Genomic DNA, 14,302 nt, shown 5'->3' with positions numbered 1-14,302 from the left:
TGACAGAATGCGGTCATGATAAGGTTTCTCGCGATTCTTCTGCTACTACCTGCGCAGATGGCAACGTCTCAGACGGCTTTGTCCGGCGCTGATTTCGACGACTATACGCGCGGAAAAACCCTGTTTTACGGGTTCCAGGGACAGGTTTATGGGGTCGAGCGATATTTACCTAATCGCCGGGTCATCTGGTCTTTCTTGGATGGGAATTGCAAGGAAGGTGTCTGGTACGAAAGGAATGACCAGATTTGCTTTATCTATGAGGACAGGCTTGATCCTCAATGCTGGGTTTTCACCCGATCAGGTGCCGGGCTGATTGCGCAATTCGAAGGGGACCCGGCGCAAACAGAGCTCTACGAAGCCGAGGATGTCGGCGAAGAGATGCTCTGTTATGGGCCGGACGTCGGCGTCTAAAAACCCAGTGTTAAAAAAGAGATCCTTGATCCGGGGCATCTTTTTGAGGTGGCTTCTTGGTGCTGGGACGGGCTGTTGAAGACTGACCGGTAGTCAGTTTGCCATCCGCAAATTCGATCTGGAAGGTGCTGTGTTTCGAGGCCTGTTCCTTAGTGGTCAGCACCTGATCATCCGCACGAACAACCGCATACCCACGCTGCAATGTGGCTTTGTAGCTCAGCGTTTCCCGCAAACGATCAGTCGAGTCGAGCTGTTGTCGCACCCGGTCCAACCGTGCCGATTGCGCGGTGTTCAAGCGGTCGGCCAATCGGTTCACATTTTGGCGCTGCACTTCGATTTCTCGCTGGATAGGGCGCAACGATAAGCGAGAGGAGAGATTCCGCACGGCCTCTTGCTTTGTCGTCACGAGATTGCGCAGGGTCGACGGCCGCAGATGAGCAGACATTTCGACGACTTGTAAACGACGGTTTTGAACGCCGCGCTCCAAGGCGGGTGTTAGGCGATCTGCAATTAAATCAAGTCGTTGTCGCGGGTTGTTTAACAGGCTGTCTGGTCGCGGTAGGGCTCGGGAAAGGTCACGCAATCGCTGTGATCGCCTTTGGACAGCATCAGTCGCCGCACGTGATAGGCGTGCACCTTGTTCACCAGTCCAGGCCAACAGCTCCATTCGAACGGGAACAGCCAATTCTGCAGCGGCAGTTGGCGTCGGGGCTCGGCGGTCCGAAACAAAGTCGATGAGTGTTGTGTCCGTCTCGTGCCCAACGGCTGAAATGAGAGGGATGTCTGACTCTGCAGCGGCCCGTGCAACAATCTCTTCGTTGAATCCCCACAGATCCTCGATTGATCCGCCGCCCCGGGCGACGATGATCAGGTCAGGGCGGGGCAAGGCTCCGCCAGGGGAGAGCTGATTGAAACCTTTGATCGCGTTCGCGACCTCGGGGGCACAGTTCGCCCCTTGAACAGCTACAGGCCAGACCAACACCTTGCGCGGAAAGCGGTCCCGCAGGCGATGCAGAATGTCGCGGATTACTGCCCCTGAAGGAGAAGTCACAACACCGACGATCTGTGGCAGGTAAGGCAGTGGCTTTTTACGTTCGGGCGCGAATAGCCCTTCGGCCTCAAGCTGTTTCTTGCGCTTTTCGAGCAGCGCCATCAAAGCGCCTTGCCCCGCGACAGCGACCTCATCGACATTCAAGTTGTACTTTGATTGCGCCCCAAAGGCCGTAAGCCGTCCAGTAACGACGACTTCCAATCCTTCTTCCGGTACAACGGATAAGCCTGAGATCTGACCCTTCCAGGTGGTGCAGGCCAGCACATTCCGGTCGTCCTTGATGTCGTAATACAAATGTCCCGAGCGCGCCTTGAACACGCGCCCGACTTCACCGCGTACACGGATTCGCCCGAACGCGCCTTCGAGCGTTCGTTTCACTTCGCCCGAGATGTCTGAAACAGAGTATTCAGGGGTATTCTGGCCCGGAATCGGGTCATCAAGCAGGTCGGACATTTCAGCGCCTTGTTTCAAATGCTCACCCAGCTTAGAACGCCCGCAAGGCAAGGCCAAGCAGATCGGAGAGCATTCATGAATATCCTCATTCTCGGCAGTGGTGGGCGCGAACACGCGCTGGCCTGGGCGGTGATGCAGAACCCCAAATGCGACCGTCTGATTGTGGCGCCCGGCAACGCTGGAATCGCTCAGATCGCCGACTGCGCGGCATTGGATATCGAGAATGGCGGGGCGGTTGTTAGCTTTGCCGAGGAAAACGCAATCGATTTCGTGATAGTCGGCCCCGAGGCACCTTTGGCCGCTGGAGTGGCGGATCGCTTGCGAGAAGCAGGCGTGCTGGTGTTTGGTCCGTCGGCCGAAGCCGCGCAGTTGGAGGCTTCGAAGAGCTTCACGAAAGAGATTTGCGATGCATCGGGTGCCCCAACGGCGGCGTATGCGCGTTTCACCGAAGCTGAACTTGCCAAAGATTATATTCGATCGCAGGGTGCACCGATTGTCGTAAAAGCTGACGGTCTGGCTGCAGGCAAAGGGGTGATCGTGGCGATGGACGAGCAGACCGCACTTGAAGCAATCGACGACATGTTCGGCGGTGCTTTTGGTGGCGCTGGTGCCGAGGTCGTCATTGAAGAGTTTATGGAGGGCGAAGAAGCTTCTCTATTCGTCTTGTGTGACGGAGAAGACATATTGTCCGTTGGCACTGCGCAAGACCACAAGCGCGTTGGAGAGGGTGATACTGGCCTGAACACTGGTGGTATGGGCGCTTATTCACCAGCCCCGGTTCTGAGCGCTGAAATTGAAGCGCGTGCGATGGAGGAAATCATCAAGCCGACCGTGGCTGAGATGAAGCGGCGCGGGATGCCGTTTCAAGGCGTTCTCTATGCTGGTCTGATGATCAAAGACGGGCAGCCCCGTCTGGTTGAATACAACGTGCGATTTGGCGATCCGGAATGCCAGGTTCTGATGATGCGTCTCGGCGCGCAGGCGATGGACCTGATGCATGCCGCTGCCGAAGGTAGGTTGGGTGAAGCGCAGGTTAACTGGGCAGACGATCATGCCCTGACCGTTGTAATGGCAGCGAACGGTTATCCGGGATCGTATGAGAAAGGCAGTGTGATCAATGGCCTTGCAGGACTGCCCGAGGACAGCGCCAATATGGTGTTTCATGCCGGAACCAAGACCGCTGAAGGGCAGCTGTTGGCTTCTGGCGGGCGTGTACTGAACGTCACTGCTCGGGGGGATACCTTACAGGATGCGCGGGACCGGGCCTATGAAATGGTGGATGGTGTCGACTGGCCGGGCGGGTTCTTTCGGCGCGATATTGGCTGGCGGGCTCTCTGAGCCCAAGGGCTCCCGCGCCCTGACGCTGCATCAAAGATGCAACGCCACAGGCCTTGGGCCGCGCAGCCCGCATCAGCGGGCTGCGGGTGCTTTAAAATGAACAGTTCAGGGCTTGTTTCATCGCTGACCGGGTAAAGGTGGACAGCTTCCGCGTCGTCCAATCCTTGTCATGGCTGACACTGATAACGTCATTCCAATCTGCACTGACGACGATCAATTCGGGACCGGTGCCGCAATTTCGAATGCCGCCCGTTATGAAATCTTCGCCGATACGATGATTGGTCAGGCCGGGTAGGGCGGTGATCTGGGTCAACTCACCTTCCTTGAAACGCCAGATACGAAGAGTTTTAGCCAGATGAGGCCGATCGATATAGGCGATCTCCACATAGCCGTCGCCATCAAGATCAGCTGCGCCAATTGGGGCTAGCCAGCGAAAGCGAGTACCGATGTGAGGGGTGGCGGCTATTTTCTCTCCGCTACCGTCATAGACCGCAAGTTGAGCGCCCGTTTGGTCCTGAGACTCGACAACGATGACTTCGCGTGTGCCATCCATGTCGATGTCGACTAGCCGTGGGGCCAGGTCCTCAAAAACCCTGTCGGCAGGCAACCGAATGGCCAAGGTGTCGCCCGGCACCGTAATTTCGAGTGCGCCGTATTCGACGTTGTCACCTAAGACCCCGTGAGCATAGCGGGTGGTGGGCTCTGTGAAGCGGGCACTTGTGATCGTTTCGGCAAACGCGGGAGATTGCCCCGCTAGCCACATACCCGACACCAACAGCGCGCCGCGTGCCGTCAGTTGCCAAAGGCGACTGGGCCGACGCGGCGCTTCTGAGATCATTAGATCTGTTTTTCCGGCATTTGCACAACAAGACCGTCCAGCTCATCCGTAACCTTGATCTGGCAGGTCAGGCGCGAGCGGGCTGGGTCGGGCTCGTAGGCAAAGTCCAGCATGTCTTCTTCCATGTCATCCTTGGCCGGGACTTTTTCGACCCAGTCGGGGTGGATGTAGACGTGGCAGGTAGAACAGGCGCAGGCGCCGCCGCAATCGGCCTCGATGCCCGGGATGTTGTTGTCACGGGCACCTTCCATCACGGTCAACCCGTTGGCGACGTCGACTGTATGCTCGGTACCGCTGTGCTCGACATAGGTGATCTTTGCCATTGCGTGCGTCTTCCTTTTTCGATTGTCGAATTCTTCCTTAGTGAAGGCATTTAGGTCTTTCCAGCCTCATTTGCGACTCATCACGCCGCGTCTGGACTTTCCTGCTGTTTGTTCTATTTTTGTTCTCATGCTTGTTGTTCCTGCTCGCCCTGCAGTTTCAAACCGAGACTGGCCGCGCCCGCCTGCCTGTTTGCCCTCGGACCGGTTGGAGGAGCCGTCTGAGGGCGCGCGCGTGGCGGTAGCCGGTCTTGTGATCCTGCGGCAGAGACCAGGGACAGCCAAAGGGGTGATCTTCCTGACGCTCGAGGATGAGACCGGGATCGTGAACGTGGTGGTTTGGCGCAAGATCTATGAACGTTTCCGCCGCGCAGTGATCTCGGGGCGGTTGCTAAAGGTTACGGGCCGAATGCAGCGAGCGCATTCGGTGACACATGTGATTGCTGAAGAGATCGAGGATATCTCATGCATGTTGGATGTGTTGGTGAGGGGAGAGGGCTAAGAGGTGCGCGGCAAGCGCAAATTCGTCAAAAATTAAGAAACATGCTAATGTGTGAATAATACGCGCGATAAAAGAAACAGGCTTTAGTACGCAAAGCAAATTCAGGGGGGAATGACGATATGAGACACTTGGCTATAGGCACCGCAGTATTCGCGACACTCGGAGTTGGCATAGCGGTGGGTTCGTGGATTGAGCGAACAGACATTTCGGCAGGCCCCGTTCTGAAATCCACTATTACGGCATTGGGCCCGGGGATGGCTCTGGCAGAAGAGACCGAACAAGAAATATCGCCTACTCTGGTAAGAGACCGGCCGCGAGACGCGTATTATCCAAACACTGAAGACCTGAATGCAGACGAAATGCGCGTGGTTGCGTGCGGTACGGGTATGCCAACAACACGCGCTGCACAGGCTGCTGCGTGTTTCCTTGTAGAACTTGGCAACGGTGACAAGTTCTTCTTCGATATCGGATCTGGTTCGTCCGAGCGAATTTCATCACTGCAAATTCCCTACAACTATCTGGACAAGGTCTTCATCGGACACCTTCACACTGACCACTTTGGGGCGCTGCACGAACTCTTCATTGGTGGCGCCTTAATGGGGAGAAACAGACCTTTGCGGGTGTGGGGGCCCAGCGGATCAGTCCCGGAACTCGGCACGGCGGCGGCCACCGACAGTATGAAAGACATGTTGTTGTGGGACCTAAGCGCACGGGTAGGGGCCACAGACCCACGTGGCTATCAAATGGATGTCACTGAATTCGACTATAAGGGTGAGAACCAAGTCATCTATGACGAAAACGGGGTTGTGGTTCGAAGCTTCCCAGCAATCCATGGGATCGACGGGGCGGTTAGCTTTTCACTGGAGTGGAACGGTTTAAAGTTTGTTTACAGCTCAGATACTTACCCGAATAAATGGTTTATCGAACACGCCAAAGACGCTGATATCGCGATCCACGAGTGCTTTATCGCGGTCCCTGATATCGTTGGTAAGCTCGGTTTCACTCCGGAATCCGCTCTTCAGGTTGGCACCCAGATACACACCGCGCCCGAGGCATTTGGCAAAGTGATGTCCGAGATCAAGCCAAGGATCGCAGTCGCTTATCACTTCTTCAACGATTTCGACACCGCGGGCGGCGTCGAGGAACGTATTCGCACGACTTATGATGGACCGCTGAGCTTGGCCGAGGACTTCATGGTCTGGAATATCACCGAGGACGATATCCGCGTACGTATGGCAGTAACCGAAGAGCATACCTGGTCGCCGCCGCTTTCAGAGCCTCCGATCCCGCCGGGTGAAAATGACCGTGAGACTTTTGCCCAAAATCAAGGGATACCAGTCGAGTCTGTGGGCTTTTCAGACTTTATCGAAGGCGGAAAATGGGACGTAGACGATGCGCTGCGTCCAATCTACGAGCAAGCAAGCGAAATGCTTGGTCGTGATTTTCCGTACCCGGGCGATCAATAATCAAGGACGGTCGCCCTTACAGAAATCACTGGGCACTACTGCTCGTTGCCGGTTCGTGACTAGTAGGCTCGCGCCGTTTGGAAATGGGTTTCAAGCACCAGCTTCATCGCTTGAAAAGGTTGCTCTGCGATTGCTTGTCACGATGGTCCCCACGCAATTCTGCATGTAGTGCGCGCCCGGCCTGAACACCGGGGCGGGCGCTGACCGTTTCAAGCCAGCGGGTGAAATGAGGTTTGTCGTCCAATACTTGTTGCTGGCCTTCCCAAAGGCTCGCCCATCCCCAGATGGACATGTCGGCGATAGAATAGAAGTCACCAGCGACGTATTCGTTCTCGGCTAGCCTCCGGTCGAGCACGCCGTAAAGACGTCCGACCTCGGCGCGATAGCGGTCCTTTGGATAGGGCAGGTCCTGCGGCGGGTCTAGCTGCGGGGCGTATTTCAGGAAGTGATGTGCCTGACCGGCCATCGGACCAACGCCGCCCATCTGCCACATAAGCCATTCCTCGACCGCGATGCGATCACGTTCGGTTTTGCCATAAAAGAGCCCGGTCTTGCGGGCCAGGTACATGAGGATAGCTCCGCTCTCGAACACCGAAACCGGAGCACCGTCGGGGCCGTCGGGGTCAACTATGGCAGGCATGCGGTTGTTTGGCGAAATTTTCAGGAATTCGGGATCGAACTGATCGCCCTTGCCGATGTTGATTAGATGAGTGGTGTAGGGCAGTTCCATCTCTTCCAGAGCGATGGACGCTTTCCATCCATTCGGCGTGGGCCAGAAATACAGGTCGATCATGGCGTCTCCTCAGTTTGATGCGATCATGAGGCTTTCTGAGTAAACGGCAAGAGGTCTCGCGTTTAAGGTTCCGCAAAAGGCCGTGACTGGACCCGAACAGCCTGACCGGTCTGTGGCGCGGCGGTAGTATTATGCGCTAAGCGATTGATGGCATTGGCTCTGCCTTTCACAAGATGTTGTGTCGCCGTTCTTCTCGAACGGGGTAACGCTTGGGTAAAAGGAAGGTTACAGATCCGTGACGTTGTCCATGCCGGGGTTGACGAGTTCAAAAGTGGGGCGTAATGGCATCGTCACTACGTGGCGATTTGTTACCGGATTGCGGGCCACGCTAAACAACACCGCTAAAAGGTCAGGATGAAAGGCCCCTTTCGCTTGACCGCGTCTGGGGTTTTTTTGATGCCCTTGCCAGACAAGGGTCGAGAGGATTGACATGAGCGAGAGCTGGAACAAACGCACCCAAGCCGTCCACGGCGGCATTCGTCGCAGCCAATACAACGAGGTCAGCGAAGCTATCTTTCTGACCCAAGGCTTTGTCTATGAAACAGCCGAACAGGCCGAGGCGCGATTTATCGAAACTGGTCCGGACGAATTCATCTACGCCCGTTATGGCAATCCGACTGTGTCAATGTTCGAACAACGCATCGCCGCGCTGGAAGGTGGCGAAGATGCGTTTGCCACTGCTTCTGGCATGGCGGCGGTGAATGCGGCGCTGACCTCGATGCTGAAGGCAGGGGATCATGTCGTTTCAGCTAAGGCTCTATTTGGTTCGTGCCTGTATATTCTGGAAAACATCCTGACCCGTTACGGCGTCGAAGTGACTTTTGTTGACGGTACAGATCTGGATGCCTGGAAGGCGGCAATCCGGCCTGAAACCAAGGCTGTTTTCTTTGAATCCATGTCGAACCCGACGCTGGAAGTAATTGACATCGCAGCGGTTGCCGAGCTCGCTCACGCTGTTGGCGCACTGGTGGTGGTGGACAATGTCTTTTCCACTCCGGTTTTCTCACGTGCGATCGAGCAGGGTGCTGACGTTGTCGTTTATTCAGCGACCAAACACATCGACGGGCAGGGACGCGCACTTGGTGGCGTTATCATCGGTACCAAGGACTTCATCCGCGGCACTGTTGAGCCTTATCTGAAACACACAGGTGGAGCGCTTAGCCCGTTCAACGCGTGGATCATGCTCAAAGGTCTTGAAACGATGGCACTGCGTGTCAACGCTCAGGCTGAAAGCGCTCAGACCATAGCTGAGGCGCTAGAAGGGCACAGTGCGTTGGAGCGGACACTGTACCCAGGGCTGACGACCCACGCACAGAACGCGCTTGTGCAGTCGCAGCTGGGCGGAAAGGGCGGAACGGTTCTGTCGTTGGACATCAAAGGCGGTAAGGATGCAGCGTTTGCGTTCCTGAACGCACTTACGATCCCGGTGATTTCGAACAACCTGGGTGACGCCAAGTCGATCGCGACACACCCGGCAACTACGACGCACCAAAGGTTGAGCGACGAACAGAAGGATGAATTGGGTATTACGCCCGGATTGATCCGTTTTTCGGTTGGGCTTGAGGATGCAAACGACCTGCTTGCCGATATCAGCCACGCATTGGACGTTTCTCAACAATAAAGTCGCAAATTCGCCTGTTACAGCCGTTTCGAAATTGACGATGAGGGGCGCAAGCTAAGTGTCCCTCACGTAAATTCGATCCGGGCTGTGTTTTGGTGCGTATACGGTTAGACTGGAAAACGCGCCGAAGCTGTATATAGTCCGGCGATCAACCCGAGGAGCCCTGATCGATGAACGTGCACCCCCGCAGCATTGATGACGCACCTGACCACGACGAGGCCGCCGCGGCGCTGAAAACGCTGCGCAAATGGGCCGAAACCGCGACTGAAGCCGAGATCAGCCAGCTTGATCCCGCCATTGCGCGGCTTGTGCCTGGGTTGGTCCCTGTGAATTATCCTTCTCTGTCTCGGGAATATCCCGAGGGTTTTGAGGTCGATGCCGCATATCGCGCGACGCTGCCTGATCTTCAGAATGGTCCTTCCAGCCTGATCCGTGGCGCGAAACAGCAGATTCAGCATGTTGGCATCTCAAACTTCCGCCTGCCGATCCGGTTCCACCGTAAGCATGGCGAAGACCTGACGCTTGAAACGTCTGTTACGGGTACGGTCAGCCTTGATGCCGAAAAGAAGGGCATCAACATGTCCAGGATCATGCGCTCGTTCTACAGACATGCCGAGCGGACATTCAGCTTTGAGGTCATGGAGGCCGCGCTGGATGACTATATGACCGATCTGGACAGCTTTGATGCGCGCATTCAAATGAGGTTCTCTTACCCAGATCGCGTAAAAAGCCTGCGTTCCGGGTTGGAGGGGTATCAGTACTACGACATCGCTCTGGAACTGGTCGAACAGAACGGCGTGCGCCAGAAGATTATGCATCTGGACTATGTCTATTCATCAACTTGTCCGTGCTCGCTGGAGCTTAGCGAACATGCCCGTTCGACGCGCGGTCAGTTGGCGACACCGCATTCTCAGCGGTCCGTCGCGCGGATTTCTGTAGTTGTCGATTGTGAGGCCGATTGCCTGTGGTTCGAAGACCTGATCGCGCTCTGCCGTCGTGCGGTGCCGACGGAAACGCAGGTGATGGTCAAGCGCGAGGACGAACAGGCCTTTGCCGAGTTGAACGCCGCTAACCCTATCTTTGTTGAGGACGCGGCCCGACTATTTTGCGCCGAGCTTTTGGCCGATCATCATGTCGGTGACTTCCGCGTTGTAGCCAGCCATCAGGAAAGTCTGCACAGTCACGACGCAGTGTCTGTTTTGACAGAAGGGCCGACCTTTGTTTCGCCCAGTTTGGATCCGCGATTGTTCTCGACGCTTTTCCATGTTGGCTGACCTCTGAAGGGTCTCCAAATTAGTGGCAATTTGAGACAAGTGGCGAATTTTTGCCGCAGCGCAGCAACTAATGCTGCGCTCGCATGGTTTTTCGCGGTAAACTAAGGCGGAATGCAGCCACGGTGTGACCGCTATTCCAGCGGACATGCCAGTCTGAAAGGAAGCCGACACGTGCGACGTCCAGGTCTGCAAGGCAACGCAATCCCTCCGAGTGTTCGGTACGGGCAGGATCCTTCTCTCTTTCGTTGGTTGCATCGCTTTCACAGGAGAAAAAACTCATGAATCCGATTACCCAACCGCTGGAATTTCAGGCAGCGGCTATTCGCATGGCCGGATACGCGGTTAGCAACCAGATGAAAATCATGCAGATTTTGACCTACTCTGCCATGGAGCTGCCGTTTGTACCGGTGCAGGCTTTGCACGCGTCGTCTTCGGTGCCAGCACCGGTTGCCAAGGAGCCTGAATTCAAAACTAAGGCGAAAACTGCGGCGCCAGCGGTCAAGGCGAAACCGAAGCCAGCGGCAAAACCCAAGCCGGCTGCTCAGACAAAAAGAGTGGTGAAGGCAAAGGCCGAATCACCCAAGCCGACAGCTGCAAAAACTAAGGCTCCGGTCGCTGCAGTTGCAAAAAAAGCTGCAGCTAAGCCTGCAGTTGCGAAACCTGTGGCCGCAAACACCGCGCCAATGCCAAAGTCTCAAGATTCAAAGCCTGCCGCCGCGGCGGCAAAGCCCGCAACCCGAACTGGCCGTGTTGCAGCGCCAAAGCCTGCAGTTTCGAAAGAAACTGCAGCCAAGCCTGTGACTGCAAAGGCGTCAGCTTCACCTGCTAAGTCGAAAGCAACACCGGCCAAGCCTGCAACAGCTAGGACAGTTGCAACAAAACCTGCAGCTTCCAAACCTGTTGCAGCGGCAAAGCCAGCGGCGCCTAAGGCGGCTCCATCAAAACCTGCAGCACCCAAAACTGCTACGGCTAATTCAGCCACACCGAAGCCAGCGGCCGTCAAACCAGTAGAAGCGAAGCCCGTTGCAGCGAAACCCCAGCCTGCCAAGGCGGAAACGGCTCAGACTGCGGCGCCGGTTCGCCGTACAAGGGCGCCTTCCAACCCTCCTGCAATGCCAGCAGCGGTCGGTAAAACAGAAGAGTAATTCGGGACACCCGCTTGACACAGTCGTGCAGGCGCGCCAACGCTGCGCCTCATGACGGACATGCGCCCGGTTGGATATGTGATTGGCCTGTTGGTCGCCATTCTTGGGGCGACCATGATGCTGCCTATGCTTGCGGACCTCATTGAGGGGCGGGGAGAATGGCATGTATTCCTTGAAAGCGGCGTAATCACTATCCTGACCGGGATAGTCTTGGCTATCAGCTGCTCCAACGGGGTAGGCGAGGGGCTGACGATCCGTCAGACCTTTTTGCTAACGACAGGTGTTTGGGTCGCTCTGCCGTTTTTCGGTGCGATACCGTTTTTGTTTGGTGAAACCGAACTTCGTTTCGTCGACGCTTACTTCGAAGCGATGTCAGGTTTGACCACAACCGGCTCAACCGTACTTTCGGGGCTAGACGATCTTCCTCAGGGCCTGCTGTTGTGGCGCGGTTTGCTGCAGTGGTTGGGCGGCATCGGTATCATTGTCGTTGCCATGGTATTCCTACCTGAGCTTCGAGTTGGGGGGATGCAGATTTTCCGCTCGGAAGGGTTTGAAACGATGGGGAAAATCCTGCCCCGCGCGCAGGAAATCGCAGGGCAGATTTCCCTGATTTACGTCTTTCTAACCGTTGTGTGCGCCTTGGTTTATGCGGGCTTGGGGATGAGCTTTTTCGACGCTGTGGTTCATGCGTTGACGACGATCTCGACCGGAGGGTTTTCGAACTACGACGCGTCTTTCGGCACCTTTTCTGGTCCCGCGGAATACGCGGCTGCTGTTTTCATGGTTCTCGCGGCACTACCGTTTGTGCGTTATGTCCAATTCGCAAATGGCAACACGAGTTCATTGTGGCAGGACAGCCAGATAAAGACGTTTCTAGCGACCATCCTAGTTTTGGTTATGGTCATGGCCGTGTTCCTGACATCAGTATTTCCGCACCATTGGGAGCAAGCTTTCCGAGAATCCCTGTTCAACATCACCTCGATCATTTCCGGTACCGGCTATGCCAGTGTCGATTACATGGGGTGGGGTAGCTTCCCGGTTATGCTTTTCTTTCTGATAGGCCTGATCGGCGGGTGCGCGGGTTCCACCGCCTGTTCGATTAAGATCTTCCGTTACCAGTTGCTGTTCGCGTCGATTAAAACGCAGATCCGCCGCATTCGATCACCACACGGCGTATTTAACCCTCAATATGATGGGCGCACGATCGGCCCGGATGTTCTGACCTCGGTCATGAGCTTTTTTATGTTCTTTGCTCTGTCGCTTGGGGCATTGGCTTGGGCGTTGGCTTTGACCGGATTGGATTTCATCACCTCTGTTTCAGGCGCGGCGACGGCGCTTGCCAATGTGGGGCCGGGACTTGGGGATCAGATCGGACCGTCGGGCAATTTTTCGGGGCTGAGTGACACCGCTAAGTGGCTGTTGTCCATTGGCATGTTGGTGGGGCGACTGGAGCTGCTGGCCGTCTACGCACTGTTTACCGTTCAATTCTGGAGAAGTTGATGAGAAGACCTCTGGGGGCCCAGATTTCCCACATGCTGAAGGATCGGGGTGTTGACGTGATCTTTGGTATTCCTGGTGTGCACAATCAAGAAATGTACCGAGGTATCGAGGAAGCTGGCATTACTCATGTTCTGGCCCGACACGAACAGGGCGCAGGCTTCATGGCCGACGGCTATGCCCGTGCTACTGGGAAACCTGGGGTAGCTTATGTGATCACCGGCCCCGGGCTGTGCAATATCATGACGCCGATGGGGCAGGCTTACACAGACTCGGTTCCAATGTTGGTGATGTCGTCTTGCCTAGATGAAACGCAGGCGTTTCAGGGGCAATTGCACCAGATGAAGGATCAACAAGGTGCTGCCGAAACTGTAACAGACTGGTCCCGTCAGGCGACTACGTCCGACGCGGCATACAGTCTGGTCGAGCGCGCCTTTGAGGAGTTTGAGCTTTCGCGTCCGCGTCCAAAGCATATTCAAATCCCGATTGCTCAATTGGAAGCCGAGGCAGATCCGGCACCGTTCCCCAACCAACCTGCATTGCGCTCAAAGGTCTTGCCACCTGATATCGCTCCGGTGATGTCGCTGCTCAATATCGCGCGGCGGCCTTTGTTCATTCTGGGCGGCGGTGCCCGGTCGAATCTCTGGCGGCAAATCCTGACTCAGCTTGGGGCGGCATGCTTCACGACCTATGCCGGAAGAGGAATGGCTGGAACGGGATATGCCTTGAACTTTGGTGCCTCGCTGTCGCGCCCAGGTAGCGCCGAAGTAATCGGCTCTGCTGATCTTGTGGTCGTGGTCGGCGCCGAGTTGGGTGAGGTCGATCTCTGGCGGGATTCACTTGGCAACACTGCCCATCTGGTGCGCATAGACTTAGACCCACAGGTTTTGTCGGACCATCATAGGGCAGCAGTTAAACTACAGGCAGACGGAGAGAGCTTTGCCCATACGCTTTGGGCATCTATCGATCACGTTAAACCGGCAACAGGTTGGAAGCCGGAAGAGGTGGCTGAGGCGCGCAGCCGATGGCGTGCCGAGGTGGACGCCGAGCGGCCGGGAATTACCCCGGTGATTGATGCGCTGCGCGAAGCCATGCCAGCCGACACTATGATTTACTCTGATATGACTCAGTTCGCCTATGTGGCCAAAGAAACCTGGGACATGGCTTATCCGTACCATTGGCACCACCCGACAGGGTTCGGCACACTGGGATACGCGCTTCCGGCCGGGATTGGGGGCGCGGTGGCACGTCGTGGTAAACCAACCGCAGTGATCGCCGGTGACTATGGGTTCCACTACACGATGATGGAGCTTGGGGCTGCTGTCGAACTGGGACTGTCTTTGCCGATCATCCTTTGGGACAACGGCAAACTAAAGGAGATCGAAGATAGTATGATCGGCAGTCAGATCGCTCCGAATGCGGTCGTTGCGCTTAACCCTGATTTCTGCAAGTTGGCCGAGGCTTTTGGCGCTATGTCTGCTGCGCCATCCAGTTTGGAAGAGATGCAAGTCGCAGTGCAGCAGGCTTTTGACGCGCCTGTTCCAACCTTGATCAGGCTGACGCCAGACATTCTATAGCCCACAAAAAACGCCG

13 protein-coding genes and 1 riboswitch are annotated in these 14,302 nt (G+C 56.0%); of the genes, 8 read left to right on the top strand and 5 right to left on the bottom strand.

The genetic code is table 11. From position 1 onward, the window contains the following. Positions 1 to 15 precede the first annotated feature (15 nt). Positions 16 to 411 carry a hypothetical protein gene (locus tag ACR0EO_RS05630; protein ID WP_480687823.1) on the top strand — a complete coding sequence of 132 codons (396 nt, stop codon included), beginning with the start codon at positions 16 to 18 and terminating at the stop codon, positions 409 to 411. Positions 412 to 421: 10 nt separating this feature from the next. Here ACR0EO_RS05630 and xseA read toward each other — a convergent pair whose 3' ends face one another. Further along, entirely contained in the window at positions 422 to 1,915 is a 1,494-nt protein-coding gene (xseA, locus tag ACR0EO_RS05625) for an exodeoxyribonuclease VII large subunit (protein ID WP_480687821.1), read from the bottom strand. A 75-nt stretch (positions 1,916 to 1,990) separates the two neighbouring features. On the opposite strand from xseA, the gene purD reads away from it, so the two are divergent. Continuing rightward, complete coding sequence (purD, locus tag ACR0EO_RS05620; RefSeq protein ID WP_480687819.1) at positions 1,991 to 3,253, top strand: phosphoribosylamine--glycine ligase; 1,263 nt, start codon at positions 1,991 to 1,993, stop codon at positions 3,251 to 3,253. A gap of 91 nt (positions 3,254 to 3,344) precedes the next feature. Here purD and ACR0EO_RS05615 read toward each other — a convergent pair whose 3' ends face one another. Together ACR0EO_RS05615 and ACR0EO_RS05610 are read right to left on the bottom strand one after the other, a co-directional pair. Beyond that, on the bottom strand, positions 3,345 to 4,091 hold the full coding sequence (locus ACR0EO_RS05615; protein ID WP_480687817.1) for an FG-GAP repeat domain-containing protein: 747 nt from the start codon (positions 4,089 to 4,091) through the stop codon (positions 3,345 to 3,347). Then, positions 4,091 to 4,414, bottom strand: coding sequence for a 2Fe-2S iron-sulfur cluster-binding protein (locus tag ACR0EO_RS05610; protein ID WP_480661255.1), 324 nt, complete (start codon positions 4,412 to 4,414; stop codon positions 4,091 to 4,093). The genes ACR0EO_RS05615 and ACR0EO_RS05610 overlap by 1 nt, the downstream gene beginning before the upstream one ends. 127 nt (positions 4,415 to 4,541) lie before the next feature. Here ACR0EO_RS05610 and ACR0EO_RS05605 point away from each other — a divergent pair, with 127 nt between their 5' ends. Both ACR0EO_RS05605 and gntH read left to right on the top strand, forming a co-directional pair. After that, positions 4,542 to 4,913 carry an OB-fold nucleic acid binding domain-containing protein gene (locus ACR0EO_RS05605; RefSeq protein ID WP_480688241.1) on the top strand — a complete coding sequence of 124 codons (372 nt, stop codon included), beginning with the start codon at positions 4,542 to 4,544 and terminating at the stop codon, positions 4,911 to 4,913. A gap of 119 nt (positions 4,914 to 5,032) precedes the next feature. Next, positions 5,033 to 6,379, top strand: coding sequence for a guanitoxin biosynthesis MBL fold metallo-hydrolase GntH (gene gntH, locus ACR0EO_RS05600; RefSeq protein ID WP_480687815.1), 1,347 nt, complete (start codon positions 5,033 to 5,035; stop codon positions 6,377 to 6,379). 103 nt (positions 6,380 to 6,482) lie between these two features. On the opposite strand, the gene ACR0EO_RS05595 is transcribed toward gntH, so the two are convergent. Continuing rightward, entirely contained in the window at positions 6,483 to 7,172 is a 690-nt protein-coding gene (locus tag ACR0EO_RS05595; protein ID WP_480687813.1) for a glutathione S-transferase N-terminal domain-containing protein, read from the bottom strand. Positions 7,173 to 7,459: 287 nt separating this feature from the next. Beyond that, positions 7,460 to 7,537: riboswitch (SAM riboswitch) on the top strand. Positions 7,538 to 7,602: 65 nt separating this feature from the next. On the opposite strand from ACR0EO_RS05595, the gene metZ reads away from it, so the two are divergent. Beyond that, positions 7,603 to 8,793 (top strand): O-succinylhomoserine sulfhydrylase, encoded by a 1,191-nt coding sequence (gene metZ / locus ACR0EO_RS05590; protein WP_480687811.1) that lies wholly within the window; start codon positions 7,603 to 7,605, stop codon positions 8,791 to 8,793. A 170-nt stretch (positions 8,794 to 8,963) separates the two neighbouring features. After that, positions 8,964 to 10,067, top strand: coding sequence for a GTP cyclohydrolase FolE2 (folE2, locus tag ACR0EO_RS05585; RefSeq protein ID WP_480687809.1), 1,104 nt, complete (start codon positions 8,964 to 8,966; stop codon positions 10,065 to 10,067). Positions 10,068 to 10,761: 694 nt separating this feature from the next. Here the strand turns inward: folE2 and ACR0EO_RS05580 are convergent. Beyond that, positions 10,762 to 11,115: a hypothetical protein gene (locus tag ACR0EO_RS05580; RefSeq protein WP_480687807.1), complete on the bottom strand. Its 354-nt coding sequence runs from the start codon at positions 11,113 to 11,115 to the stop codon at positions 10,762 to 10,764. A 148-nt stretch (positions 11,116 to 11,263) separates the two neighbouring features. Here ACR0EO_RS05580 and ACR0EO_RS05575 point away from each other — a divergent pair, with 148 nt between their 5' ends. Then, positions 11,264 to 12,712 carry a TrkH family potassium uptake protein gene (locus ACR0EO_RS05575; protein WP_480687805.1) on the top strand — a complete coding sequence of 483 codons (1,449 nt, stop codon included), beginning with the start codon at positions 11,264 to 11,266 and terminating at the stop codon, positions 12,710 to 12,712. Further along, on the top strand, positions 12,712 to 14,286 hold the full coding sequence (locus ACR0EO_RS05570) for a thiamine pyrophosphate-binding protein (protein ID WP_480687803.1): 1,575 nt from the start codon (positions 12,712 to 12,714) through the stop codon (positions 14,284 to 14,286). The genes ACR0EO_RS05575 and ACR0EO_RS05570 overlap by 1 nt, the downstream gene beginning before the upstream one ends. The last annotated feature ends 16 nt before the right edge of the window (positions 14,287 to 14,302 follow it).

The organism is Ruegeria sp. BE9, from assembly GCF_056538765.1.
The sequence above is the reverse complement of the archived record's forward strand: the minus strand, read 5'-3'. Positions and strand labels throughout refer to the sequence as shown.

Coding starts and splice junctions, on each gene's coding strand:
- ACR0EO_RS05595 (WP_480687813.1), bottom strand. CDS start 7,172: ATGATCGACCTGTATTTCTGGCCCACGCCGAATGGATGGAAAGCGTCC.
- xseA (WP_480687821.1), bottom strand. CDS start 1,915: ATGTCCGACCTGCTTGATGACCCGATTCCGGGCCAGAATACCCCTGAA.
- ACR0EO_RS05615 (WP_480687817.1), bottom strand. CDS start 4,091: ATGATCTCAGAAGCGCCGCGTCGGCCCAGTCGCCTTTGGCAACTGACG.
- gntH (WP_480687815.1), top strand. CDS start 5,033: ATGAGACACTTGGCTATAGGCACCGCAGTATTCGCGACACTCGGAGTT.
- ACR0EO_RS05610 (WP_480661255.1), bottom strand. CDS start 4,414: ATGGCAAAGATCACCTATGTCGAGCACAGCGGTACCGAGCATACAGTC.
- ACR0EO_RS05570 (WP_480687803.1), top strand. CDS start 12,712: ATGAGAAGACCTCTGGGGGCCCAGATTTCCCACATGCTGAAGGATCGG.
- metZ (WP_480687811.1), top strand. CDS start 7,603: ATGAGCGAGAGCTGGAACAAACGCACCCAAGCCGTCCACGGCGGCATT.
- ACR0EO_RS05630 (WP_480687823.1), top strand. CDS start 16: ATGATAAGGTTTCTCGCGATTCTTCTGCTACTACCTGCGCAGATGGCA.
- ACR0EO_RS05575 (WP_480687805.1), top strand. CDS start 11,264: ATGACGGACATGCGCCCGGTTGGATATGTGATTGGCCTGTTGGTCGCC.
- purD (WP_480687819.1), top strand. CDS start 1,991: ATGAATATCCTCATTCTCGGCAGTGGTGGGCGCGAACACGCGCTGGCC.
- ACR0EO_RS05605 (WP_480688241.1), top strand. CDS start 4,542: ATGCTTGTTGTTCCTGCTCGCCCTGCAGTTTCAAACCGAGACTGGCCG.
- folE2 (WP_480687809.1), top strand. CDS start 8,964: ATGAACGTGCACCCCCGCAGCATTGATGACGCACCTGACCACGACGAG.